The 24124-nt window shown below is 56.1% G+C and carries 17 protein-coding genes; 6 read left to right on the top strand and 11 right to left on the bottom strand.

Going from position 1 to position 24124, the window contains the following annotated elements:
* Positions 1-766: 766 nt before the first annotated feature.
* The 8 genes from AC5EFR_RS22040 to AC5EFR_RS22005 all read right to left on the bottom strand — a co-directional run bounded on the left by AC5EFR_RS22040 (position 767) and on the right by AC5EFR_RS22005 (position 14020).
* A complete protein-coding gene (locus AC5EFR_RS22040) occupies positions 767-2635 on the bottom strand; it encodes an alpha-amylase family protein (protein WP_493577870.1) in 1869 nt (622 codons plus the stop codon).
* A gap of 6 nt (positions 2636-2641) precedes the next feature.
* Entirely contained in the window at positions 2642-4261 is a 1620-nt protein-coding gene (locus tag AC5EFR_RS22035) for an alpha-D-glucose phosphate-specific phosphoglucomutase (RefSeq protein ID WP_493577869.1), read from the bottom strand.
* A complete protein-coding gene (gene glgX / locus AC5EFR_RS22030) occupies positions 4258-6357 on the bottom strand; it encodes a glycogen debranching protein GlgX (RefSeq protein WP_493577868.1) in 2100 nt (699 codons plus the stop codon). The genes AC5EFR_RS22035 and glgX overlap by 4 nt, the downstream gene beginning before the upstream one ends.
* A 6-nt stretch (positions 6358-6363) precedes the next feature.
* Positions 6364-7779 carry a glycogen synthase GlgA gene (gene glgA, locus AC5EFR_RS22025; protein WP_493577867.1) on the bottom strand — a complete coding sequence of 472 codons (1416 nt, stop codon included), beginning with the start codon at positions 7777-7779 and terminating at the stop codon, positions 6364-6366.
* A complete protein-coding gene (gene glgC / locus AC5EFR_RS22020) occupies positions 7776-9035 on the bottom strand; it encodes a glucose-1-phosphate adenylyltransferase (protein ID WP_493577866.1) in 1260 nt (419 codons plus the stop codon). Before glgC ends, glgA begins: the two co-directional genes overlap by 4 nt.
* Positions 9036-9050: 15 nt before the next feature.
* Entirely contained in the window at positions 9051-11225 is a 2175-nt protein-coding gene (glgB, locus tag AC5EFR_RS22015) for a 1,4-alpha-glucan branching protein GlgB (RefSeq protein ID WP_493577865.1), read from the bottom strand.
* A gap of 70 nt (positions 11226-11295) precedes the next feature.
* On the bottom strand, positions 11296-12822 hold the full coding sequence (locus tag AC5EFR_RS22010) for an alpha-amylase family glycosyl hydrolase (protein ID WP_493577871.1): 1527 nt from the start codon (positions 12820-12822) through the stop codon (positions 11296-11298).
* Positions 12823-13708: 886 nt separating this feature from the next.
* Positions 13709-14020, bottom strand: a complete 312-nt coding sequence (locus AC5EFR_RS22005; protein WP_493577864.1) for an ETC complex I subunit — start codon at positions 14018-14020, stop codon at positions 13709-13711.
* 410 nt (positions 14021-14430) lie between these two features.
* On the opposite strand from AC5EFR_RS22005, the gene uvrB reads away from it, so the two are divergent.
* The 3 genes from uvrB to AC5EFR_RS21990 are packed head-to-tail and all read left to right on the top strand — an operon-like array spanning position 14431 to position 17503.
* Positions 14431-16629, top strand: coding sequence for an excinuclease ABC subunit UvrB (gene uvrB / locus AC5EFR_RS22000; RefSeq protein ID WP_493577863.1), 2199 nt, complete (start codon positions 14431-14433; stop codon positions 16627-16629).
* A 53-nt stretch (positions 16630-16682) separates the two neighbouring features.
* Positions 16683-17216, top strand: a complete 534-nt coding sequence (locus AC5EFR_RS21995; RefSeq protein WP_493577862.1) for a hypothetical protein — start codon at positions 16683-16685, stop codon at positions 17214-17216.
* Positions 17216-17503 (top strand): hypothetical protein, encoded by a 288-nt coding sequence (locus tag AC5EFR_RS21990; protein ID WP_493577861.1) that lies wholly within the window; start codon positions 17216-17218, stop codon positions 17501-17503. Before AC5EFR_RS21995 ends, AC5EFR_RS21990 begins: the two co-directional genes overlap by 1 nt.
* A gap of 20 nt (positions 17504-17523) precedes the next feature.
* Here the strand turns inward: AC5EFR_RS21990 and AC5EFR_RS21985 are convergent, their stop codons facing one another.
* Complete coding sequence (locus tag AC5EFR_RS21985) at positions 17524-18279, bottom strand: sulfite exporter TauE/SafE family protein (RefSeq protein ID WP_493577860.1); 756 nt, start codon at positions 18277-18279, stop codon at positions 17524-17526.
* Between the two features lie 148 nt (positions 18280-18427).
* Here AC5EFR_RS21985 and AC5EFR_RS21980 point away from each other — a divergent pair, with 148 nt between their 5' ends.
* The 3 genes from AC5EFR_RS21980 (at position 18428) to AC5EFR_RS21970 (ending at position 21266) form a co-directional block, all read left to right on the top strand.
* Positions 18428-20113 carry an acyl-CoA dehydrogenase family protein gene (locus AC5EFR_RS21980; protein WP_493577859.1) on the top strand — a complete coding sequence of 562 codons (1686 nt, stop codon included), beginning with the start codon at positions 18428-18430 and terminating at the stop codon, positions 20111-20113.
* A gap of 217 nt (positions 20114-20330) precedes the next feature.
* On the top strand, positions 20331-20669 hold the full coding sequence (locus AC5EFR_RS21975; protein ID WP_493577858.1) for a carboxymuconolactone decarboxylase family protein: 339 nt from the start codon (positions 20331-20333) through the stop codon (positions 20667-20669).
* Between the two features lie 84 nt (positions 20670-20753).
* Complete coding sequence (locus AC5EFR_RS21970; RefSeq protein WP_493577857.1) at positions 20754-21266, top strand: EF-hand domain-containing protein; 513 nt, start codon at positions 20754-20756, stop codon at positions 21264-21266.
* A gap of 60 nt (positions 21267-21326) precedes the next feature.
* On the opposite strand, the gene pheT is transcribed toward AC5EFR_RS21970, so the two are convergent.
* Together pheT and AC5EFR_RS21960 are read right to left on the bottom strand one after the other, a co-directional pair.
* Entirely contained in the window at positions 21327-23726 is a 2400-nt protein-coding gene (gene pheT / locus AC5EFR_RS21965; RefSeq protein WP_493577856.1) for a phenylalanine--tRNA ligase subunit beta, read from the bottom strand.
* A gap of 113 nt (positions 23727-23839) precedes the next feature.
* Positions 23840-24124 (bottom strand): hypothetical protein (locus AC5EFR_RS21960; protein ID WP_493577855.1); only part of this gene is annotated, 285 nt, incomplete at its 5' end.

Genomic DNA, 24124 nt, shown 5'->3' with positions numbered 1-24124 from the left:
CAGAAATACAGGAGGATTGATTGTTTTAACAAGGATGTCGGACGTCTGTGCGTGTGCGCAGAAATTGGATGCCGAGACGATCAAACCAGTAAGTGATGTGGGCGTTGACTTTGCCTATTGAACTAGGAAAGCCTCGGGACATGACCTCCTTGGAAGAGATTGTTGAATATTGCAATCATCCCCTTGTTCTTGGGGGAGACGTGACAAAGTGTGCGTCACAACGGGAAGGGCGCTCAATCGCGCTATGTCCAGCGTAATCAGGCACAGTCTCTTACGATAACTGAGGCAGAGGTTGCAGTGCTTGCGCTGCATATTGTGCCCCCTCGGGAACGAGAGTTCCGACCTGAAATATGAGCTTTTGGTGGCTGTCGAACGGAATGCCTTAGACATTTTTTGCGTTTTCCAACATTTGGAAATCTTGGCCGAAAGAGGGCACCGCTTCTGGCTATATAAAAGCCTATGGGCGAAAACCGGGATCAAGTTCGTGCCAAGCTGACAAATTACCTCAACAAAGCCAATGCCATAAAGAGGCTTGGTTTTCGATACAGATCAAGATGTTCCGAACATCGGAGTTAAGATGTGGCAAAACCAGCCAAAGGGCAAAAAAATCCCGCCGGCAGACGTTGAAAACAGAGTTTTGAACCAATAGCGCCCAACTTCACCGGTTACTGCCATCCATTTGATCTATACGCGCCCGGCCAGCCTTGAACGATGAGCAGATTTGCTCAGGACCGAATCCCAATCACCGCAACATGAAGGTGCCTTATCAAACCGCCCAAACGCGCGCGTAAGGGAGCATGCCAAAACTCTCGCCGTTGTAGGTCAGTCTTCCGCCGGACAGAAGATCGCGGTGTTCGGTGACGCCGGCGTCCAGAAGCCATGTTCGCGGAATATCTACGTGTCGATCCGAGAAGTTGAACAAACAAATCACCGGACCTGTGGCGGCATACCGACGGAAGGCAAAGATTTCAGGCGCGTCGGGGAACAGGATACGGGTTGGCACGGCACCGTGTAATTGCGGGGTTTCCTTGCGGCGCTTCATAATTGCTGATGTGCCGTCCAAAACGGCCTTCGCCGCGCCGAATTGGGCTTGGGCGCGGTCCCAGTCCATTTCAGGGCGGTGGAGCCAACGGCTGTCATGGGCCCGCAGCGTATCCTCGGCGTAGTCATAAGCGTTGAGCATCGCAATCTCGTCGCCCATGAAGATCAATGGGATGCCGCCATAACTCGCAATCAAGGCCGTACCCAAAAGCATCCGGTGAACTGCCAATGCTTCGGCGTCCTTGTCGTGTTCGTCCAAGGCTTTTTCAAGTCCCGCCAATGCCGCCAAAGTGCCGGAAATGCGGCTGTCTCCTGTTTCTTCGTTGACCTGAAAATACTCGCCGCGGGCAAAGCTGCTCTCGATTTCTCCGGTATAGAATTTCGACAAATATTCGCGGTGCAACTGGCCCGATATGCCAACTGCGCTTGCGTCTTCGTCGGTAACGGCCCAACCGATATCGTCATGGCAGCGCAGGTAGGTGGTGTAGGTGGCGTTGGTCAGGGTTTCGGGGAAGTTTTCGGCCAAAACATGGCGCATCAGGCGCGTATCTTGGGTGGCAAGCGCCCCCCAGAACTGCACCATCAGAGAATTGTGATAGGCCAGATTGCCCTCGCGTCCGTCGTTCTCTCCGCGTCCGAAATAGGTGAGCATCTCGGCTGGGCCGGTGATCGCCTCTTCGAGGTGGATAACCGAGGCCGATGCGATGCGAGAGGCCGCCCGTAGAGCGCGCAATATCATGTGCACCTCTGGTTCCGACTGGCAGCGGGTGCCTTTGCGTTTCCACATGAAGGCCACGGCATCAAGGCGCAGCACATCCACGCCTTGATTGGCAAGGAACAGCGTAACCTTGACGATTTCGAGAAAGACCCACGGGTTGGACCAATTCAGGTCCCATTGGTGGGTGTTGAAGGTGGTCCAGACCCATTTGTTGATATCGGGCAGGTAGGTGAAGTTGCCCGGCGCGTCGTTGGGGAAAATCTCTACAAGGTTTTCTTCGAACTCTTTGGGTTCCGAGTCGTCTTCGAAGAAGTAGTAGAAGTCCTGGAAATAGGGATCGCCAGCGCGGGCTTTTTCGGCCCATTCATGTTCTTGCGCGGTGTGATTCAGGACCAGATCAATACACAGAGACATGCCCGCTTCGCGTAGGTTCGTCGCCAGGTCGGCCAGATCGTCCATGGTGCCAAGCTCGGGGTTGATCGCGCGGTAATCTTGCACCGAATAGCCGCCGTCATTGGGGCGCGGGCGAGGTTTTAAGCAGGGCAACAAGTGCAGGTAGTTGACGCCGAGGTTTTGCAGATAGGGGATTTTGGTGCTCACGTCTGCCAGCTTGCCCGTGAAACGATCTGTGTAGCAGGAATAGCCCACCATATTCGACCTTTGGAACCAATCCGGTTCCAGATCCCGTTGCAGGTCTAACCGTTTCAGATCGGCAGACCGGTTGCGCCAGCTCGTTTTCAGCTCTTTCAGCAGGGCCTTGCGGAATTTGTCATAATCCGGTCGGTGCCCGTAAAGGCGCTCCAGCATTGGCCAAAGGTCCGGTCCGCTACGATCGAGGCGGAGTTGCAAGAGTTGTGCTTGAGATAATGCTGACATGGGGCTTCAGGTAATGACATCGGGGCCAGTACGGCCGGTTTTGGTTTTGATTTGAACGAGTGTTTCAGCGGCGTCGATGACTGCGGCAAGCGCCTCTTGCGGATCAAGGTCGAGGGAATGCGTCTCCAACCGTTCCAGATATAGCCGCAGCGTCGCGCCCTCGGTGCCCGTGCCGGACAAGCGCAGCACGATGCGGGCGTCGCCAGATAGGCGAATGCGAATTCCTTGATTCTTCGATACCGAGCCATCGACAGGGTCGTGATAGGAGAACTCGTCCGCATGGGTGACGGTGAGGCCCGCGATCTCACGTCCGACCAGATCATCCAGACGTGCCCGCAGGTCATCCACGATGCCATTGGCGGTGAGGCTGTCAACGGCTTCATAATCATGGCGGGAATAGTAGTTTCGCCCGTAGGCGGACCAGTGATCGGCCATAATTTGGGGTAAGGATTTGCCCGTCTTGGCAAGGATGTTCAACCACAGCAGCACTGCCCAGAGGCCGTCCTTTTCGCGGACATGGGTAGACCCTGTTCCGGCGCTTTCCTCTCCGCACAACGTTGCGCGGCCTGCGTCCAGAAGGTTGCCAAAGAATTTCCAACCGGTGGGCGTTTCATAAGCGTCAATGCCTTTGGCCGCTGCCACACGGTCCACTGCGGCAGACGTCGGCATGGAGCGGGCGACACCGGCCAGACCCTCGGCATAGGCTGGGGCCAGATGGGCCAAATCAGCCAGAATTGCGAGACTGTCTGAAGGGCTGACATAGGAATGCGGCCCAACGATTAGATTGCGGTCTCCATCACCGTCTGAGGCCGCCCCGAAATCAGGGGCCGCGTCGCTATACATCTCGTTCATCAGGGTCTTGGCCCAGACAGGATTGGGGTCAGGGTGGCCGCCGCCGAAATCGGGGCTCGGCTGGCCGTTGATTACTGTACCTGTCACCGCGCCAAGACGACCCTCGAGGATCGCTGTGGCATAGGGGCCAGTTACCGCGTGCATGGCGTCAAAGCGCATTCGAAAGCCATTGGCAAAGAGCCCTGCGATGGCGTCCATATCGAACAGTTTTTCCATGAGCGCTGCGTAGTCCGCTACAGGGTCGACGACTTCGACCACCATGTCTGCGATATGGTGCTGACCTATGGCGCTCAGGTCCACTGGTTGTGCGTCAAGGATATGATAAGCCTCAAGGGTCTGGCTGATCGCATAGATGCGGTCGGTCGTGGCCTCATTGGCAGGGCCGCCATTTGGGCCGTTGTATTTCAGGCCGAAGTCCGCGTCGATACCGCCGGGGTTATGGCTTGCCGACAGGATCAAACCGCCGTCGGCTTGGCGCAACCGGATCAGATGAGAGGCTGCAGGTGTGGACAGGATGGACCCTTGTCCTACAATAATGCGCGCAGCTCCGTTGGCAGCGGCCATACGCAGGATTGTCTGGATCGCCTCAGCGTTAAAGAACCGACCATCCCCACCAACCACCAACGTTTTACCCGCCACCCCGTCGATGGCCTCGAAAATCGACTGGACGTAGTTCTCAACATAGTCAGCCTGCATAAAGACGCGAGTTTTCTTGCGCAATCCGCTGGTGCCAGGTTTCTGCCCTTCGATCGGGCGGGTGAGGTGCCGGGTCATGACTTTGCGTCCTCATCTGTTGGTAAGAGCTCAAAAGAAACAATCGTGTCGCCAGCGACGTGAACATCAATCGGGCTAACGGGCTTTAGCGTATCGCTGGCCGTGTCCATCACCCGCAACCATGCGCTCCCCTCTGGGGCCTCCGGCAGGGTGATGTCTATGGCCTTGCCGCCGTTGATCACAACATAGAGCGGCGCGAAGTGAGGCGCATAGCTAGGCGTGCCCTCGGCCATCCGCAACTCCATGCATAGGCAGCGAAGATTTGGCGTGTTCCAATCTTCATTGCCCATCTCGCCTCCATCAGCACGGCGCCAATAAAGATCCTTTTCGCCGCCCTCGTCAGTGGGATGGCCATGCAGAAACCTTTTTTGCCGCAACACAGGGTGCTTTTGACGGAATGCGATGATGTTTTGACAAAAGGTCAGGAAATCCGGATCGCTGCCGTCCCATTTGACCCAACCGATTTCATTGTCCTGACAATAAGCGTTGTTGTTACCCGACTGGCTGTTTCCCAATTCGTCACCCGCGAGGATCATCGGAACCCCTTGCGACAGCATCAACGTAGCAACCATGTTGCGACGGCGCAGGGCGCGCAAGGCGTTCACGTCTTTGTTGTCCGTCGGCCCCTCAAACCCGCAATTGTCTGAACAATTGTTGTCATGGCCGTCAAGATTGCCTTCGCCGTTGGCCTCGTTATGTTTGGTGTTGTAGCTCACCGTGTCCATCAGGGTAAAGCCGTCATGGGCGGTCAGAAAGTTGATGGAAGAGGTGGCAGGCCGCCCGTCGTGGTCGAAATTCGGGGCCGAGCCTGCGACCCGTTCGGCCAGCGAACGGCCCATACCCGCGTCACTGCGCCAGAATTTGCGCAGGTCGTCGCGATATTTATCGTTCCATTCTTTGAACGGCGCGGGAAAGGCACCCAACTGATAGCCGCCCGGTCCCACATCCCAAGGCTCGGCGATCAGTTTGACGCGGTTGAGGACCGGATCCTGACGCACCGCCCGCATAAACGGCCCATCGCGGTTGAACATCCCGTTCTCTCGCGCGAGCGTAGAGGCAAGGTCAAATCGGAAGCCGTCCACATGCATGACCTCGACCCAGTAACGCAGGCTGTCCATGACCATCCTCAGCACAAAGGGATGGTCCATGTCGATTGTATTGCCGCAGCCCGTATCATTGACGTAGTAGCGCCGGTCATGGGCCAGCCGGTAATAGCTCGCATTGTCAAAACCGCGGAAGGATAGGGTGGGGCCAAGGTGGTCGCCTTCGGCAGTGTGATTATAGACCACATCCATCAGCACTTCGATGCCCGCCGAATGGAACCGCGCCACCATTTGTTGGAATTCCGCGATGTCCCCCGCGCTCATGTAGCGGGGTTCGGGGGCGAAGAACCCGTAGGTCATATAGCCCCAGTAGTTGCGCAGCCCTTTTTCTTGGAGAAACCCATCATCCACAAAGGCCTGTGCGGGCAGCAATTCAATAGCTGTCACCCCCAGGTTGGTAAGATGGTCCAGCATCGGATCGGACGCCATGCCAAGAAACTTGCCGCGGTGGGGCACATCTTCGCGCAGGCGGGTCAGGCCCTTCACATGGGCTTCATAGAGCACCGTTTCGGACCACGGGCGGGTATGACGGTGGTGTTCTGAACGTCCCCAACTGAATGTGGGGTCCACGACCACGGAACGCGGTATGTACCGCGCGGAATCGCGGCGGTCGTAACTGAGGTCGGCATTGCTGTGGCCGATCTTGTAGCTGTGCACTGCCGGATGCCATGTGAGCTTACCTGCAAGACTTTTGGCGTAGGGGTCGATCAGGAATTTGTTGGGGTTAAACCGGTGCCCTTGCGATGGTGCATAAGGGCCATGGACGCGATAACCATATTGCTGGCCTGGCCGCAGCCCTGACACATAGCCATGCCAGACATGGCCGTCCCGTTCTGCAAGATCGAACCGCACCTCTTCCTGACCGCGCTCATTGCACAGGCACAGAGTGACCTTTGTGGCGTGCTGGGAAAACACCGCAAAGTTGACACCTTCGCCATCAAAGGTCGCGCCCATGGGCGTCGCGCGCCCAGCGGAGAGTTGGTAAGTCTGCATATGGTTTTAGCACTCAAGTGTTTCATAGATGGCCTTATAGGCCTTCGCAGAGCTGTCCCAGCCAACCGGTTGGGCCATAGCGTTGCGTTGCATTTTGGCCCAGACCTTTGGTTGGGCGTAGATGTCGCACAGTTTGGCGATCTCTCCGATCAAGGCACCCGTGGCAACGGGAAAAACCTGAAAGCCCGTGCTGACGCCCTTGGCGATCGCAGCGGGACTGGCGGGGATCACTGTGTCGGCCAATCCGCCCGTCATCGCCACAAGCGGCAAGGTGCCATAGGCCAAGCCATAAAGCTGCGTCAGCCCGCAAGGTTCAAATCGCGACGGCACAAGGATCGCGTCACCGCCCGCGATTATCCGATGTGACAGCGCCTCGTCATAGCCGATCTTGACGGCGACATTCGGGTCATCAACCGCTTTAAACGCCTTTTCTAACGCCGGATCTCCCGACCCGAGCAACGCCAATTGACCGCCCCGCGCCAGCAAAGTTGGGAGCGCGGAAAGTAACATGTCAAAGCCCTTTTGCTCTGTCAGACGAGAGACGACAACGCACAGTGGGCCGTCGGCCTTTGGTAGGCCGAATTCCTGCTGAAGTGCTGCCTTGTTCGCAGCTTTGCCGCGTGGGCTTTTGTAGGGTTTGATTTCTGCGTCCGTTTCCGGTGACCACACGGTCTGGTCAATCCCGTTCAGGATGCCGTGCAGATCGGCGCGGCGGGCGGTCAAGACACCCTCCAATCCCATACCAAACTCGGGCCGCATCAACTCGGCCGCATAGGTCGGGGACACGGTCGTCAGCACATCGGCATAAACAAGCCCTGCCTTGAGCGCAGAAATATTGCCGTAGTACTCCAAGCCGTCTGGCGTGAAATCCGCCATATCAAGACGTAACGCCATCGCCCGATCCACGCTGGCAATCCCCTGAAAGGCGATGTTGTGGATTGTCATCACTGTGCGGACATCCGTGCCTGCAGTGTGGATGTAATAAGGTGCTAGGCCTGCCTGCCAGTCATGGCCGTGCACAATATCCGGCCGCCAGTCGCCAAGGGTCCCGGCGGCAATTTCGGCGGCCGCGAAACTCAGCGCGGCGAACCGTTCTGGGTTGTCGGGCCAATCGTGTCCATCGGGGCCGGCATAGATGCTGCCTGCGCGGTCAAACAAATGCGGCGCGTCCAACACGAGCAAGTCAAGCCCCGCTGCCTGTCCTGCCAGAATGCGCACAGGCCCGCCAAAGAAGTCACCCGACGCCCATTGCTCAACCAATCCCTTGGCTTGTGCCATTACTGCCGGATAGCCAGGCAACAAAATACGCATCTCGACGCCCAAGGGCGCTAGCGCACCGGGCAAGGCCCCAGCGACGTCAGCCAGCCCCCCGGTTTTTACCAAAGGGGCGCATTCCGACGTGACTGAGAGAACCTTTGTCATTGTGCGGCTTGCCATTTTTCAACCATCGGCTGCGTAATAAGCGTTGTGCCTTTCTCCGTCACGCGAAAGAACTTGGCGTCCTCGGTCGGGTCTTCACCAATGATCAAGCCTTCGGGGATCACAACACCGCGGTCAATCACGCAATTGCGCAGTCGCGCAGAGCGGTTCACCACCACATTTGGCAGGACAACAGCATGATCCAGAACCGCATAGGAATTACTATGGACATTGGTGAAGAGCAGCGAATTGCGCACCTCAGTGCCGGAAATGATGCACCCACCCGACACCATGGACGAAATCGCTATGCCGCGACGGTCTCGTTCATCGTGGATAAATTTGGCGGGCGGCGCGCTTTCAGAGTAGGTCCAAATGGGCCAGTCGCGATCCCAAAGGTCTAGATCCGGCGTGAAGTTTGTAAGGTCAATGTTGGTCGCCCAAAACGCATCCACCGTCCCAACGTCGCGCCAGTAGCTCGGCGCGCCTTCGGCACGCACGCAGCTCTCGTCAAACCGGTGTGCTATGGCCTTGCCATTCTTCACAATCTCGGGGATCAGATCGTGGCCGAAGTCGTGGGACGAATTGGTGTCCGCGGCGTCTTCTAGCAACATGTCCCGCAAGAATTTCCAGTTGAAAACGTAAATACCCATCGACGCGAGCGCCATGTCTGGGTCATCCGGCGTTGCAGGCGGATCGGCGGGTTTTTCCAGAAACGACGTGATTTCTGACGCCTCGTTCACAGCCATTACACCAAATGCGCTGGCCTCTTTACGGGGCACCGTCAGACAGCCGACGGTCACATCAGCGCGCTGTTCGACATGCTGACGCAGCATCAATTCGTAGTCCATCTTGTAGATGTGATCACCCGCAAGAATGACGATGTAGTCGATGCCGTAGCTGTCGATAATGTCGATGTTCTGGGTGACGGCGTCGGCTGTACCGCGATACCACATGTCTTCGGAGACACGCTGCGACGCGGGCAGAATGTCGAGGTACTCGTTGCGTTCTGCCTGAAAGAAGTTCCAGCCCCGTTGGCAATGACGGATCAGGGAATGCGCCTTGTATTGGGTCGCCAGCGCCAAGCGCCGGATGCCGGAATTGACCGCGTTGGATAGGGCAAAGTCGATGATGCGTGTCTTACCACCAAAGTAGACCGCCGGTTTCACGCGCAGATCTGTCAACTCCTGCAGGCGCGATCCGCGCCCGCCCGCCAGCACAAAGGCCATTGAGCGCTGTGCCAATCTGTTGGTCTGTGTCATGTGGTTTTCCTCCCCTTATGACCTGTGGCGCAAGAACACTGTCGCCAAAGGCGGCACCACCACGTCGATGAATTGCGCATGTCCATCCCAGTCTCCCGTCTGGGTCTGAACTTGCCCGCTATTGCCCCGATCGCCACCGCCATAGGCCGCGGCATCTGTATTCAACACCTCATCCCACACGCCCGCTTCGGTGACACCAATGCGCCACTGTCGTTCTATAGGGGTAAAGTTGCAGACCACCACCACAGGCGCATCGCCCGCATCACCGCGCCGTTCAAACGCGGTCAGCGATTGCGCCGGATCGTTGGCCAGCCAGCGGAACCCCGACGGGTCACAATCGCGGCGGAACAGGCTGGGCGTGTCACGGTACAGATGGTTCAGATCGCGCACCAGATCCTGCATCCCGCGATGGTTATCCCTATGCAGCGCGTCCCAGTCGAGCGAGACGTCATGGTTCCATTCCGACCATTGCGCAAATTCGCAACCCATGAAGAGCAGCTTCTTGCCCGGGTGGCCCCACATGAACCCGTAATACGCCCGCAAGTTGGCGAATTTTTCCCACTCATTGCCCGGCATCTTTTCGATCATTGAGCCTTTGCCATGCACGACCTCATCATGGCTGATCGGCAACACGAAGTTCTCGGTAAACGAAAAATCTATGGGGAAGGTCATCAGATGATGATCGTATTGGCGATAAATCGGGTCTTTTTCGATGTAGCGCAGGGTGTCGTTCATCCAGCCCATGTTCCATTTGAACCCAAAGCCAAGCCCACCGGCGTCCACCGGAGTCGACACGCCAGGGAAGGCGGTACTTTCCTCGGCCACGGTTATGATGCCCGCAACCTCGCCATAGGCGACGGTGTTCATTTCTTGGAGGAAACCGATGGCCTCATAATTCTCGCGGCCGCCATCGGTGTTGGGCACCCATTCGCCAGCATCGCGCGAATAGTCGCGGTAGAGCATCGAAGCCACCGCATCCACGCGCAGCCCGTCGATGTGATATTCCGAAAGCCAATAGGTGGCATTGCTGGTCAAGTAGTTGCGCACCTCGGTTCGGCCATAATTGTAGATCAGCGTGTTCCAATCTTTGTGAAACCCTTCGCGTGGATCGGCATGTTCATAGAGATGCGTGCCGTCGAATTGGGCCAATCCATGGGCATCTGACGGGAAGTGCCCAGGCACCCAGTCAAGGATCACCCCCAACCCCGCCTTATGTGCGGCCTCCACCAGGTCGCGGAACTCATGCGGAGACCCGAAACGGATTGTCGGGGCATAGAGGCCAACGGGCTGATAGCCCCAAGACCCATCAAAGGGGAATTCCGTTATGGGTAGGAACTCCAAATGGGTGAAGCCCATATGCTGAGCGTAGTCCACAAGCTCGGTCGCCATTTCTTTATAGGACAGCATCCGCCCGTCTTCGGCGCGCCTCCAAGACCCCAGATGCACTTCATAGATTGAGATTGGCTTGTCGCGCTGCTGCGCGTTGGCGCGGGTCTCCATCCAAGCGTCGTCTTTCCAGCCATAGCCGGTGATGTCGCGCACCACTGACGAAGTCTGCGGCGGGTGCTGCGCACCGAACCCCATCGGGTCGGCCTTCATGAAGGTGGCACTCCCCTTGGGCGCGATCTCATATTTATAAAGCGTACCGTCGCCCAAACCCGGTAGAAATACCTCCCAGACGCCGGTATGGCCCATGCGTCGCATCGGGTGTTGCGCGCCGTTCCAGTGATTGAAATCGCCGACGACCGACACACGGTCCGCATTTGGGGCCCACACGGCGAAATGCGTGCCTGCCACGTCCTCATGTGTCCTCACATGAGCACCAAGAGCTTTCCACAAATGGCGGTGGGTGCCTTCTGCGATCAGATGTTGATCCATATCGCCCAGCACGGGGCCAAAACGATAGGGATCTTCAAATTCCACTTCTGTGTCGTCGAAATCCGCAATCAGGGTGTGCGCGAATTTGCTATTGGGTACAGGCCCACCAAACAACGCGTCTTTGAGGCGGGGCAGCTCCACCTTTTTGCGCCCCACCTTGGCCGTGACACGATCCGCGCCAGGAACAAGAGCGGTGACCCATGCCTTGCGCCCCTGTTTGTGACACCCCAGAACCGAGAAAGGATCACCATGCTGTCCGATCAACAACGCATCGACATCATTCCAGGTCAAACATGGGGGTAGTTCAATCATTTTCCGGCCTCAAAGCGCTTTGGTTAGATGGTTGATAGAGTATTTCGGCCTCAATTTGAAGTCTTTTCGATTAGGTGCGGCGGCCGATGAGGAACCCGTTTGGCCCCAACTTCACGTCGCGGCCTGTCATCTTGGCCTCTTGACCGAGCAATTCGGTGGCCGCAAATGGCAAGGTCACCGCCGCAGTTTTCGGCGACAGATTATAGGCACAGACCACATCATCGCCACGTGTGAAGGCCAAGATCGGCTCCTCAGTGTCGATGAACGCCATCTTTCCGTCACGCAGTTCGGATGAGGACCGGCGCAGGGCCAACATCTCTTTGTAGGTGGACAACACGCTATCATCGCCATGTTCAGACACCGCACGGGCGGCCTGCTGTGGCTTCACTGGCAGCCAAGTGGCATTCGCCTTTGAGAACCCGCCATTGGGGGCCTTGGCATCCCACACCATTGGCGTGCGGCAACCATCGCGGCCCTGTCTTTCTGGCCAAAAGTTGATTGCCTCTGGGTCGGTCAGTTCGTGGAACTCCAGCTTGGTGTCGGTTTGCCCCAGCTCCTCGCCTTGGTACAGGCAGATAGAGCCTTCAAACGCCAACAACATCGCCGCCGCCTGTTTGGCCAGGGCGTCTTGCGACACGCCGTGCTCCATCCAGCGGGTCACGTGGCGCGGCACGTCGTGGTTGGAAAAGGCCCAGCAGGGCCAGCCATCAGGCGCGTTCCCAAAGAAGTTCTCGATCCGGCTGCGGAAGTGTTTGGCGGTAAAGTCCGGCCCCAGCATCTCAAAACTATAGGCCATGTGCAGGCGCTGACCACTGGTGTAGTCCCCCATCAGTTCGATAGAATGGTGGCTGTCGCCAACTTCCCCGACCATGGTTCGCGCGTCGTATTGATCGAGCAGAGCGCGCATCCGCTCCAAAAAGCCGATATTCTCGGGCCGGTTCTTGGAAAACAGCGTGTACTGCATTTCGAACGGGCGCACAGCCTCTTGGGCCCATGGCAGGTGGTTGCATGCATTGTCGCGCAACAATTGATCATGGAAGTAGAAGTTCACTGTATCAAGGCGGAAACCGTCGACGCCGCGATCCAGCCAGAACTTCATAACGCCCAACAGGTAGTCCTGCACATCCGGATTATGGAAGTTCCAGTCGGGCTGTTCCTTCAGGAAGTTGTGGAAATAGTACTGACGTCGCCGCGCGTCCCATTCCCAGCTGGATCCGCCAAAGATCGCAAGCCAGTTGTTGGGTGGTGTACCATCGGGTTTCGGGTCGGCCCAAACGAACCAATCTGCCTTATCATTGGTACGCGACCGGCGGCTTTCTTTGAAGTATTCGTTCTCTTCTGACGCATGGCTAAGGACTTGATCAATGATCACCTTCAGCCCAAGCTCATGGGCCTTTTCGATCAGCGCGTCGAAGTCTTCCATGGTTCCAAAGGTCGGGTCGATGCCGGTGTAGTCGGCCACGTCATACCCCATATCCGCCATCGGAGAGGTAAAGATCGGGGACAACCAAATCGCGTCAACGCCCAAGGCGGCGACATGATCCAATTTAGACGTAATGCCTTTCAGATCGCCAACGCCATCGGCGTTGCTATCCATGAACGAGCGAGGGTAAATCTGATATGTAACGGAACCCCGCCACCAGTCTTGATCACTTGCCACGGTTCGAATCCTTCTGATGTTAGCGCTCACATCGACGCACTAGTCGATTTGGAGACTGTTTCGCAAGTAGAACTTGCAAAAAATCGCGTGGCGGGCCCCAAGTCACAGTATTCCGTTCATCAATCGCCAAGGGTTTGGTGCCGACTGTGTATACGGGGGACTGAGATTCCAATTGGCGCTTGGACTATCGCTTAATTTTGGAAATTTGTTTTGCGATTTCCTGTCTGCTTTCAGAGCTTATAGACTGTGAGATATGTATCGCTACTCCCGCACAATGGGCTTTGACGCATTGAGACACCGATCAGACAATCCACGTCGGCCTTAAGAAAGCGGTACGGCAGCGCCGGACCAGGTCCGCAGTGACCGCTTTGGGACGGCTGCGCTCTGGTGTGATCACTCCAGCTGAGTCGCAGCGCGAGAACATGCCGTTTAGAAAGCTACGCGGAGACAGGATAGCTTTCAGCCGCATACAAGCCAAAGAACGTTAAGTACATCAGCCTCTAAAGCGCTGCTGCCTCTTCATGGATGGGGAAGGAGTGCCTGCCTTGGGCTACTCAACGCTCAAGCTGTTCGGCCCGCGAAACTTAGGTTGAGATCCTGTTTGGTAGCAATGAAATCCCCAAAGGCTAACGTCGTCACCCGACTGTGTAGCAAAAAGCAGACGGTTTGGTCGTTTTCGCACACCGCCATCCCCCTCAAAGAGGAGCAGGCTGTTTCAATACTTTGGGGTATAGGAGCGCTACGCGCCAATATATATGGTATAGGTACGCTTCGCCGAACTTTAACCCCGACCCCGCGCCAACCTGATCCCGATTAACAAAAATCAGTGCGTCCAAGGCACCCTGCGATCGACGGCGAAGTTCTCGGCATAGCCGCGTGCGCGAATATTGGGCTTTCGTATATTTGGCGCAAACACCTGTGCATCAATCCCATGCTCTTTGGCATAAGAAATCGCCGCATCTTTGCTTTCAAAACGAATTTTTACCTGACTTTGGGTATCACTTGACGATGTCCACCCCATCAATGGATCAACTTCGCGACGCGAGGCTGGTGCAAATTCCAAGACCCAAACCTTGGTTTTCCCCTGACCAGAGGACATCGCAGTTTTCGCGGGCTGATAGATGCGTGCAAACATAGTGAAACTCCTTCGTCGATGGCGTTTATCGGAGATTCCCGGCCTTAGGGCAAGCACCCAGTCCGGCCCATTTGTCACATATTGCGCGCTGGACAAGCAGCGGTTTGACCAAACCCGGGCCACGGGGAGCGAGGGGTGGGTAAATGCAGCACCAAAGAGCGGTCAAACCATCTGCTTATTGAAAAGGTACATTTTGCGCAAACTTTCTCGCAATAGTCTTTTTGGGTCATATTCCACATTAGGTCGGCGGTTGTTTTGTTAACAAACTGATAACAAGTGACTTTACGTCAAGTGCGACATTTTGGTTTGTTTTTAAACACTTGCCGCGTGGCAGCATTCAAACCGCTTTGGGGGGTTGAATTGCGACGGAATGAGTACAATTCTACTTTTGTTCTATTGCGGGAATCGCCATGCCTTACGCCCATTCTGACAAAACCATGCCTGTCCTGAACTCCCCGGCCCCTGACGTGAAAACCCGGGAAAAGCTAGAAGGCGGCAAAAGGCTTGTTTTGCACACAGAGTTTAGCCCGGCAGGGGACCAGCCCACGGCGATCACCGAACTCACCGGTGGGATTCGCGACGGCGACCGGTCGCAGGTTCTGTTGGGGGCAACCGGCACCGGCAAAACCTTTACCATGGCCAAGGTTATCGAAGAGACCCAGCGCCCAGCCATCATTTTAGCCCCGAACAAAACGCTGGCGGCGCAGTTGTATGGCGAGTTCAAAGGGTTCTTTCCCGACAATGCCGTTGAATATTTTGTGTCGTTTTACGACTACTATCAACCAGAAGCCTATGTTGCGCGGTCGGACACCTATATCGAAAAAGAGAGCCAGATTAACGACCAGATTGACCGGATGCGGCACTCTGCGACGCGCGCGCTCTTAGAACGCGATGACGTGATCATCGTGGCCTCGGTGTCTTGTATCTATGGCATCGGATCGGTCGAAACCTATGGGGCGATGACCCAAGATTTGCATGTCGGCAAGGAATACGACCAGCGCAAAGTCATCGCCGATTTGGTGGCCCAGCAATACAAACGCAACGATCAGGCGTTTCAGCGCGGAACCTTCCGGGTGCGTGGAGATAGCCTAGAAATCTGGCCCGCCCACCTTGAGGATCGTGGTTGGAAGCTGTCCTTTTTTGGCGAAGAATTAGAAGGGATCACCGAGTTTGATCCGCTCACCGGCGAGAAAACCGGTAGTTTCGACCAAATCCGGGTCTATGCGAATTCGCACTATGTGACGCCCAAACCGACGATGCAGCAGGCGGTCATAAGCATCAAAAAGGAGCTGCGTCAGCGGCTTGATCAGCTTGTCGGCGAAGGCAAGCTTTTGGAAGCTCAGAGGCTTGAACAACGTTGCAACTTCGACATCGAGATGCTTGAGGCGACGGGCGTGTGCAACGGCATTGAAAACTATTCGCGCTACTTAACGGGGCGCTCTCCGGGGGAACCGCCCCCCACATTGTTCGAGTTCATTCCCGATCATGCTATTGTTTTTGCAGATGAATCCCACGTATCCGTGCCCCAGATCGGCGGCATGTACAAAGGCGACTATCGCCGCAAATTCACGCTTGCGGAACATGGGTTCCGTCTGCCGTCCTGCATGGACAACCGCCCGCTGAAATTCGAAGAATGGGACGCCATGCGCCCGCAGTCGATTTTCGTCTCGGCAACCCCGGCATCCTGGGAGCTTGAGCAATCTGGTGGCGTGTTTACCGAACAGGTGATCCGCCCGACAGGGTTGTTGGACCCGCCGGTGGAAATCCGTCCTGTGGATATGCAAGTGGATGATGTTCTTGATGAAATCCGAAAAGTCACGGCTGAGGGCATGCGCACATTGGTCACCACCCTGACCAAACGTATGGCCGAAGACCTGACCGAATACTTGCACGAACAGGGCATCAAAGTGCGCTACATGCACAGCGATATCGACACGATTGAACGGATCGAAATCCTGCGTGATTTGCGGCTTGGGGCGTTTGACGTTCTGATCGGGATTAACCTGTTGCGCGAAGGTTTGGACATTCCCGAATGCGGATTGGTGGCGATTTTGGACGCGGATAAAGAGGGCTTCTTGCGATCCGAAACCTCGCTGGTCCAGACCATCGGCCGCGCCGCGCGGAATTCCGAAGGGCGTGTCATTATGTATGCGGATCGCGTTACTGGGTCGATGGAACGGGCGATTGGCGAAACCAACCGCCGTCGGACCAAGCAAGAGGCCTATAACGTCGAACACGGGATCACCCCGGAAACGGTGAAAAAGAACGTCGAGGACATTCTGGCCGGTCTCTATAAAGGCGACACCGACCAATCGCGCGTCACCGCAACGATCGACAAGGGCGTGGCCGGTGGCAATCTGCAAACCGTTCTCGAAGGCTTGCGCAACGACATGCGCAAGGCCGCCGAAAATCTGGAGTTTGAAGAAGCGGCACGACTTCGGGATGAGGTTAAGCGGCTCGAGGCCGTTGATCTTGCTGTGGCTGATGATCCGCTGGCACGGCAAGCCGCTGTTGAAGCGGCCTCTGACGCCGCCGTAAAATCACGCGGTCGCTCAACAGCGGGTAAACCGGGCCAGCGCGGTGGGGTAAAGAGGCGGCGAGGACGGTGAGGTTTCTCTTTCTTCTAGCTCCAATCTGCCTTGCGTCATCTCTCTATGCCGATGTGAATAGCCGCAAAATCGCTCGTGATTTGGAGGCGCATGTACATTATTACGGGAACCCACACGCTTCTAAGGGTTTTGAGCTTTCGAATTGTGAGCTTAGATTGACGACAACTGTCCCTAATTATTCCAAATGCGCGACCAAACCCGTGACAAGTAGAGTCATTGTTAACCATGTTGATTTGCGCGAAGTAGCAAGACTTGACGTGACTGAACACAGAGGCCTTACGGTTGTTCGCCTAAATTTAGGTGTCGAGACCCTAGGCCCTTTGACAACCTTGTTTATCCGCTTGACCAAAGGGGAAGAAAAGGCGCGCAAAGAATGGATGGACTATTACTCGCAGTCTCTTGAACAAACGGAGTTCAATTCGTTTCAGTCTTTTCAAGAATGTGGCGCTGAAAGCGACAAAATGCCAATGCGGCCATCGTTTAGTTTTCTCTTTGATGAAGAACCTAAGACTCTAGACTCTCTGGTGAGTTATCTAGAACAATGTCGGGCGCGTATCGGGCTTGGTGTAAAAGTCAATAGAAAGTAATGGATATCAACGTGGAGCAAGAGCTTATTCGCCTACTTTGGCTGATCTTTTTAACTCTTAATGCTAGTCTTTGTTATTTCATCGCCCGAGACCGCGCGCCGGAAAAAGCATTTCAAGCGATAGTGTGGGGCTACCTACTTGGTCCTATCGGTGTTGGAGTAGCTTTCCTGATCACACGAGATGAGAAACCACCCACAAGCTATGAGAAACCGCACCTGCCAGAAACGCCTCCGGTTTCCGAAATCAAGGCAAATCTGCAGAGGCTTCGGGCAAAATTGAATACCTAATTCGCTAGGCTTCCGTGGCGCTAAACTACAGCCCGCCGCAGCAGGTTCAGACCGGCCACCAAAAGCACAAACAGCGTCGCCTTTCGAAATGCCTTCTGATCAATTCGGTTGTGCAGGCGCCCGCCAATCCACATGCCGATCACGCCGGGGATGATCATCAGGGCGGAAAACCATACGGTTTGGGCGTTCAAAATCCCGGACCCGATATGCGCCAAGGTGAGCGCCACCGCCCCCAATCCGTAAATCACACCCTGAACCCGAATTTGCTCACTCTTTTCGGTCTTAAGCGCCGTTAGGTAGGCAACAACCATTGGCCCCCAGACACCGGACATGCCGCCAATCGTTCCGGCGCCGATACCGACAAAAACATCCAAACCCGGGCTTTGTTTTACCTCGGGTTGCCACCCGGCAAGTTGCATGAGGCTAAACAACACAATCGGTCCGCCGATCACCGCGAACATCACTTCAACCGGAAGGATCGCAACCAATTGCGATGCCGCAAGGATGCAGACCAAACCGACGATCATAAATAAGCGGAACCGCTTGATCGCCGTCCAGATGCCTTTTGTCCCGCGGCTAAACGCCTGTATGCCATTGGTGACCAAGGTCGGCAGGATCAATCCAGCCAGCGCAAGTTCCGGTGCGATGATGCTCCCTAGCCCTGAAACGAGAATCATCGGCATGGCGAATCCGACCATGCCCTTGACGATCCCGGCCAGAAGGCCAATTCCAAGACAGAGTGAAAGCAGGGGTAAATTTGAGAAAAGCGCATCCATGTGGGTGATTTATCACGCCTATTCATGGTGCACCTCAAAATTCCACCGCGCAATTTTTGAACTATAGCGCCGCAGCATTGGTATTTTTGTTGCGCTGCATCTGCGAAGTGGCTAGACCCTACACAAGACAAGTATAAGGACGCGACACATGGCACATGATGGACAAGACCCGGCCCTTGGCAGTGCGATCCTGCCTGACCTTCTGGCTCTGACCGGCGCGGCGATTGCCCCGGTTGAAACTGTTTTCGAAGCCGCCCGCAGTTCGGTGCGCGACCTGGTGAGCAAAGATGGCCGCGTCTCTGGTGGGCTGATCGAAGCCAACCAAACCGCTGCCCATGGCCTTGCTTGGTTTGCCACATATCTCGAAAGCCTGCGCCAGATGCAGGGCTGGGCCGAGCGTCTGCAAGCCGATGGAAAGTTCGGTGAGCTGGAACAGCTCTTGCACCAGATCGCCTTTGGGGAATACCTCTGGCAGATCTATGGCGGCATCCAGATGAACCAGGGCGAAATGGTGCGTCTGCAGGATATGGGCCTGACCCAAGATGACTCCCGCGCTTTGATGTCCGATGCGGTCATGACCCTGACCCAAGGGGCCAACACCCAAGCCGCGCGGACCCGTCTTGTTGACCTGATCCAACAACGCGAAGGTGACATCACCTATGGTGAAACCGGTCTGGACGAAGAGCTGGACATGTTCCGCGACCAGATGCGCCGCTACGCCGTCGACAAGGTCGAACCCTATGCGCACGAATGGCACCTCAAGGATGAGCTGATCCCGATGGAAATCATCGAGGAACTGGCCGAAATGGGTGTGTTTGGCCTTACGATCCCCGAGGAATACGGCGGGCTTGGCATGTCCAAGGCGTCGATGTGCGTTGTCTCCGAGGAACTCTCGCGCGCCTATATTGGCGTTGGCTCGCTTGGCACACGTTCGGAAATCGCCGCCGAGTTAATCATTGCCGGTGGTACCGAAGAGCAAAAACAGAAATGGCTGCCAGCTTTGGCAAGTGGTGAAAAACTGCCCACAGCGGTGTTTACCGAACCCAATACCGGCTCTGATCTTGGCTCGCTGCGCACCCGCGCAGTCAAGGACGAAAACGGCGATTGGAAAGTCACTGGCAACAAGACCTGGATCACTCACGCCGCGCGAACCCATGTCATGACGCTGCTGGCGCGTACGGACTCGGAGACCGACAATTACAAAGGTCTGTCGATGTTCCTGGCGGAAAAAACGCCCGGCGATGATGAAAACCCGTTCCCAACCGAAGGTATGACCGGCGGCGAGATCGAAGTGCTTGGTTATCGCGGTATGAAGGAATACGAGCTGGGCTTTGATAACTTCCATGTCAAAGGTGAAAACCTTTTGGGCGGCGAAACCGGCAAAGGTTTCAAGCAGCTGATGGAGACCTTTGAAAGCGCCCGTATCCAAACCGCGGCCCGCGCCATTGGTGTGGCGCAGTCGGCCATGGATGTGGGGATGAAATACGCCCAAGATCGCAAGCAATTCGGCAAATCCTTGATCGATTTCCCGCGTGTGTCCGGCAAGATCGCTATGATGGCGACCGAAATTATGGTTGCGCGTCAGTTGTCGTATTTCTCGGCCCGTGAAAAAGACGAAGGCCGACGCTGTGACCTTGAGGCTGGCATGGCCAAGCTTCTCGGGGCGCGTGTGGCTTGGGCTGCGGCGGATAATGCGCTGCAAATTCATGGCGGTAACGGCTTTGCGTTGGAATACACCGTGTCTCGCATTCTGTGCGATGCCCGCATTCTCAACATCTTTGAAGGTGCTGGCGAAATTCAGGCTCAGGTCATCGCCCGTCGCCTGCTTGGCTAAAACACAAACCTTTACTCTCCAACTCATGGCCCCACGCGTCTTTCGCATGGGGCCTTTTCTTTGTTGTCATCTTGCCAAGTAAACTCCGGGGTGAAGTGGCCGTTTGAGGCCAAGAGGGGCTGGACCCTTTGCCCATCACGGCAAAACATGATCCGGATCAAGGAATGCATTCCGCAATTGTGATGTGTCAGGGGCAAATTACGATAGGAGACCTACCATGAGCTGGAACGACAAGCTGTCAGAAACCAAATCGCAACTCAAACAATTGGGTGCCATGATCCCCGAAACGGTTGCCGGGTTCGGGGCGATCGGCAAAAGCGTCAAGAAAGACGGCGCATTGACCTTTAAGGAAAAGGAATATGTTGCCTTGGGGATCGCGGTCGCAACCCGTTGTGAACCTTGCATTTTGTTTCACACCGAAGCCTTGGTAAAACTGGGCGCAACCCGTGAAGAGGTCTCAGAAGTTCTCGCAACCTGTATCCAAATGGCGGGCGGTCCGGGCCTGATGTATTCGGGCAAAGCCCTTGAGGTGTTTGACGAGTTGAGCGCCAAATAGCTCCTGCGTCAGCCTGTCGCGACGGAAAGGTAGTTATATTCCGTATCAAGAATGTAACTGCCAACCAAATGGAGGAGACAGATCATGATCCGTTTCGCATTACCGCTTTTGTTCGTCGCTGGAACCGCTTTTGCCCAACAGCAAATGCCCGGAGCGCATTTCATTGAAAACTGGGATCTCAACGAAGACGGTCAGGTCACCGTGGCCGAGGCCGCCGAGCGGCGCGGGGATGTCTTTGTCACCTTTGATTCCAATGACGACGGTTTCTTGGATGCCGAGGAATACGTGGCCTTTGATGAGGCCCGCGAAAGCGACATGCGTGAACATGCGCAAGACGGCAAAGAAGGCAAAGGCCTTGGACGCCACGCGGCCGACGATCTGCGCCTTGAGGTCAACGATCTCGACAAGGATGGCAAGGTCAGCCGCGACGAGTTTGTCAGCCGGGCTGAGGCTTGGATTGAGATGATGGACACAAACGGCGACGCCGTGATCACCACCGATGATTTCCGTAGTGGGGGCGGCAAAGGCGGTGGCATGGGACAAGGGAAAGGTCAGGGCATGGGCCAAGGGAAGGGGCAAGGCCAAGGCAAGGGCTAAAAACGAAAAAGGCCACCCGGAGTTCTGGGTGGCCTTTTGTTATTTCAGATCGATGGTGTGTTAGCCGCGTAACTCGCCACCTGTAGCTTTGCTAACCTTCTGAATGATTTTCTCGGCCACAGCCTCGATATCTTTTTCTTTCAGTGTCTTATCGGTCGGCTGTAGACGAACCGTGATAGCCAGAGACTTCTTGCCATCCCCAAGATTGCCACCAATGAATTCGTCAAATACCCGCACCTCTTCGATAAGGGCTTTGTCCGCGCCAGCGGCGGCATTGACGAGGGTCAGCGCCTCGACGCTGTCATCGACCACAAAGGCAAAGTCACGTTCAACCGCCTGCAAATCGTTTTGCATCAAAGCAGAACGCGTGGCGTTGGATTTGCGCGGCAAGGGCACGTTTTCAGGATAAAGAACAAAGGCAACAGCGGGGCCTTTGACACCCAGTTCGTCCAACACTTTCGGGTGCAATTCGCCAAAGACCCCCAAGACTTTCTTGGGCCCAAGGCAAATGCGACCGTGACGGCCCGGATGCCACCAGCCTTCGCCACCGCGTAGGATTTGCACCTTGGCCGGTGCGCCAATAGCGGCCAAAGCGGCTTCGGCATCGGCTTTGACATCAAACAGATCAACGGCGCGCATCGCCCCATGGACGTCCTTCGGACCGCTGCGACCAACCAAAAGGCCAGCAACCTGCAAGTTTTGTTCACCGGGTTCGCCGCCTTCAAAGGCGTGACCAACTTCAAACAGGGCCAAATCCGCATAGCCGCGGGCCTGATTGCGGGCCGCGGCCTGCAACAAACCGGGAAGCAAAGATGGGCGCATGTGGCTCATCTCGGATGAGATTGGATTGGCCAGCATGGTTGCGTCATCACCACCACCAAATAGCGTCGCTGCGGCCTTGTCGATAAATGTGTAGGTCACACATTCGTTATAGCCCAGTGTCGCAATTGTGCGGCGCGCGGTGCGTTCGCGTTTTTGCATCGGCGACAGGATCGGCTTGGGGATGCCATTTTGCAGGCGGGGCAGGGGCTTGCCCACGAGCTTGGTCAGCGACGCAATCCGCGCCACTTCCTCAACCAGATCAGCCTCGCCTTTGACGTCGGCGCGCCAGCTTGGCACATGGGCCTGATCGCCTTCCATACGGAAGCCAAGCGCGGTTAGTGTCTGACGTTGCTCGGCCTCGGGGATGTCCATTCCGACCAGTGAAATCACGCGTTTCGCATCCAAACGATAGCTCCGCGATACATCCGGCACCTGACCAGCTGTTGTGACTTCGGACGCCTCTCCGCCACAGAGATCAAGGATCATCTGGGTCGCGTCTTCGATCGCCTGCATGTTGTAGGCGGGGTCGATGCCACGTTCATTGCGATAGCGCGCGTCGGAGTTGATTTTCAAAGCGCGACCCGTGTGGGCAATTTGGATGTGATCCCAAACCGCGGCCTCTAGAAACACATTGGTGGTTTCTTCGGTACACCCCGTCGCCAGACCGCCCATGATACCACCAATGCTTTCGACGCCATTGTCATCTGAAACAACAACCTGACCGGCTTTGAACGTGTATTCTTTTTCGTCCAAACCAACCATTGTGTCGCCATCCTTGGCGCGGTGCACGCGAAGATCGCCCGACACCTTGTCGGCGTCAAACACATGCAGCGGACGGTTGCGATCATATGTGAAGAAATTGGTGATATCGACCAGCGCCGAAATCGAGCGCAGGCCAATGGCCGTCAGACGCTGTTGTAGCCATTCGGGAGAGGGGCCGTTTTTGACGCCCTTGATCAAACGACCGGCAAAGACTTCACAGCCGTTTTCGCGTGTGTCGTCGTCAATCGTGATGTTGATCGGGCTTTTGAACGAGCCGGCAACGGCGTCGACCTTGAGCGGTTTCAACGTCCCCAACCCGCGTGCGGCGAGATCGCGGGCGACGCCATGCACGCCTAACGCGTCCTGACGGTTTGGCGTAATGGCGATCTCGATCACCGGATCGATTTTTTCGGGGCTGTTGGCGGCTAGCCAATCGGTGAACTTGTCGCCGACATTGCCGCTGGGTAGCTCGATGATGCCGTCGTGATCATCACCCAGCTCAAGCTCTTTCATCGAGGCCATCATGCCGTGGCTTTCGACGCCGCGAATTTTGCCAACGCTGAGCGTGATGTCGAGGCCGGGCACATAGTCGCCGGGTTTGCAGAGCACGACGGTGATGCCCTCGCGCGCGTTAGGGGCACCACAAACGATCTGTTTGTCACCTTCATCGGTGGCCACGGTGCAAACGCGCAACCGGTCCGCATCTGGGTGCTGTTCGGCGTGCGTCACCTTGGCAATGGTGAAATTCGCCAGCGCCTTGGCCGGGTCTTCGATGCCTTCGACCTCAAGTCCGAGATCGGTCAGCGTCTCGGCGATCTCATCGACCGAGGCCGTGGTGTCGAGATGGTCTTTGAGCCAGGAAAGAGTGAATTTCATGTGCCAGCGCCTCGGGTATTGGAATGGGTGTGTCTAACGGTTGGGATGTCCTTACCGGATAGACGATTGGGTGAAAAGAGGCTGGTGCATGTAAGTCGGCACTGCCTGCTGCCCTAGTTCAATTCTGCCCGCATGGATCGGGTCAAAGGCCCCATGCAATCGCCAATCGTTACGGTGAAACCGGTCGGGAAAGCGGGGCGGTCAAAGCTTATCACAGCTGTTCCCCAATCCATCGACGGTTGGCCTTCGGGGCGGATCATCGACACGGCGCATTGATCCGGCCCAGTCCCGATCCAAAGCGCGTCATGCACGCCGCGATTGTCGTAATTGCCAGCAAGGCCGGGGATCACCAATTCGGCACGCGCGCCCGTTTCGGCGATAAAGGAAAAGATCGCCGC

The organism is Pelagimonas sp. (assembly GCF_058892305.1).
Note: the sequence above shows the minus strand (reverse complement) of the source record. Positions and strands in the feature narration are given on the sequence as shown.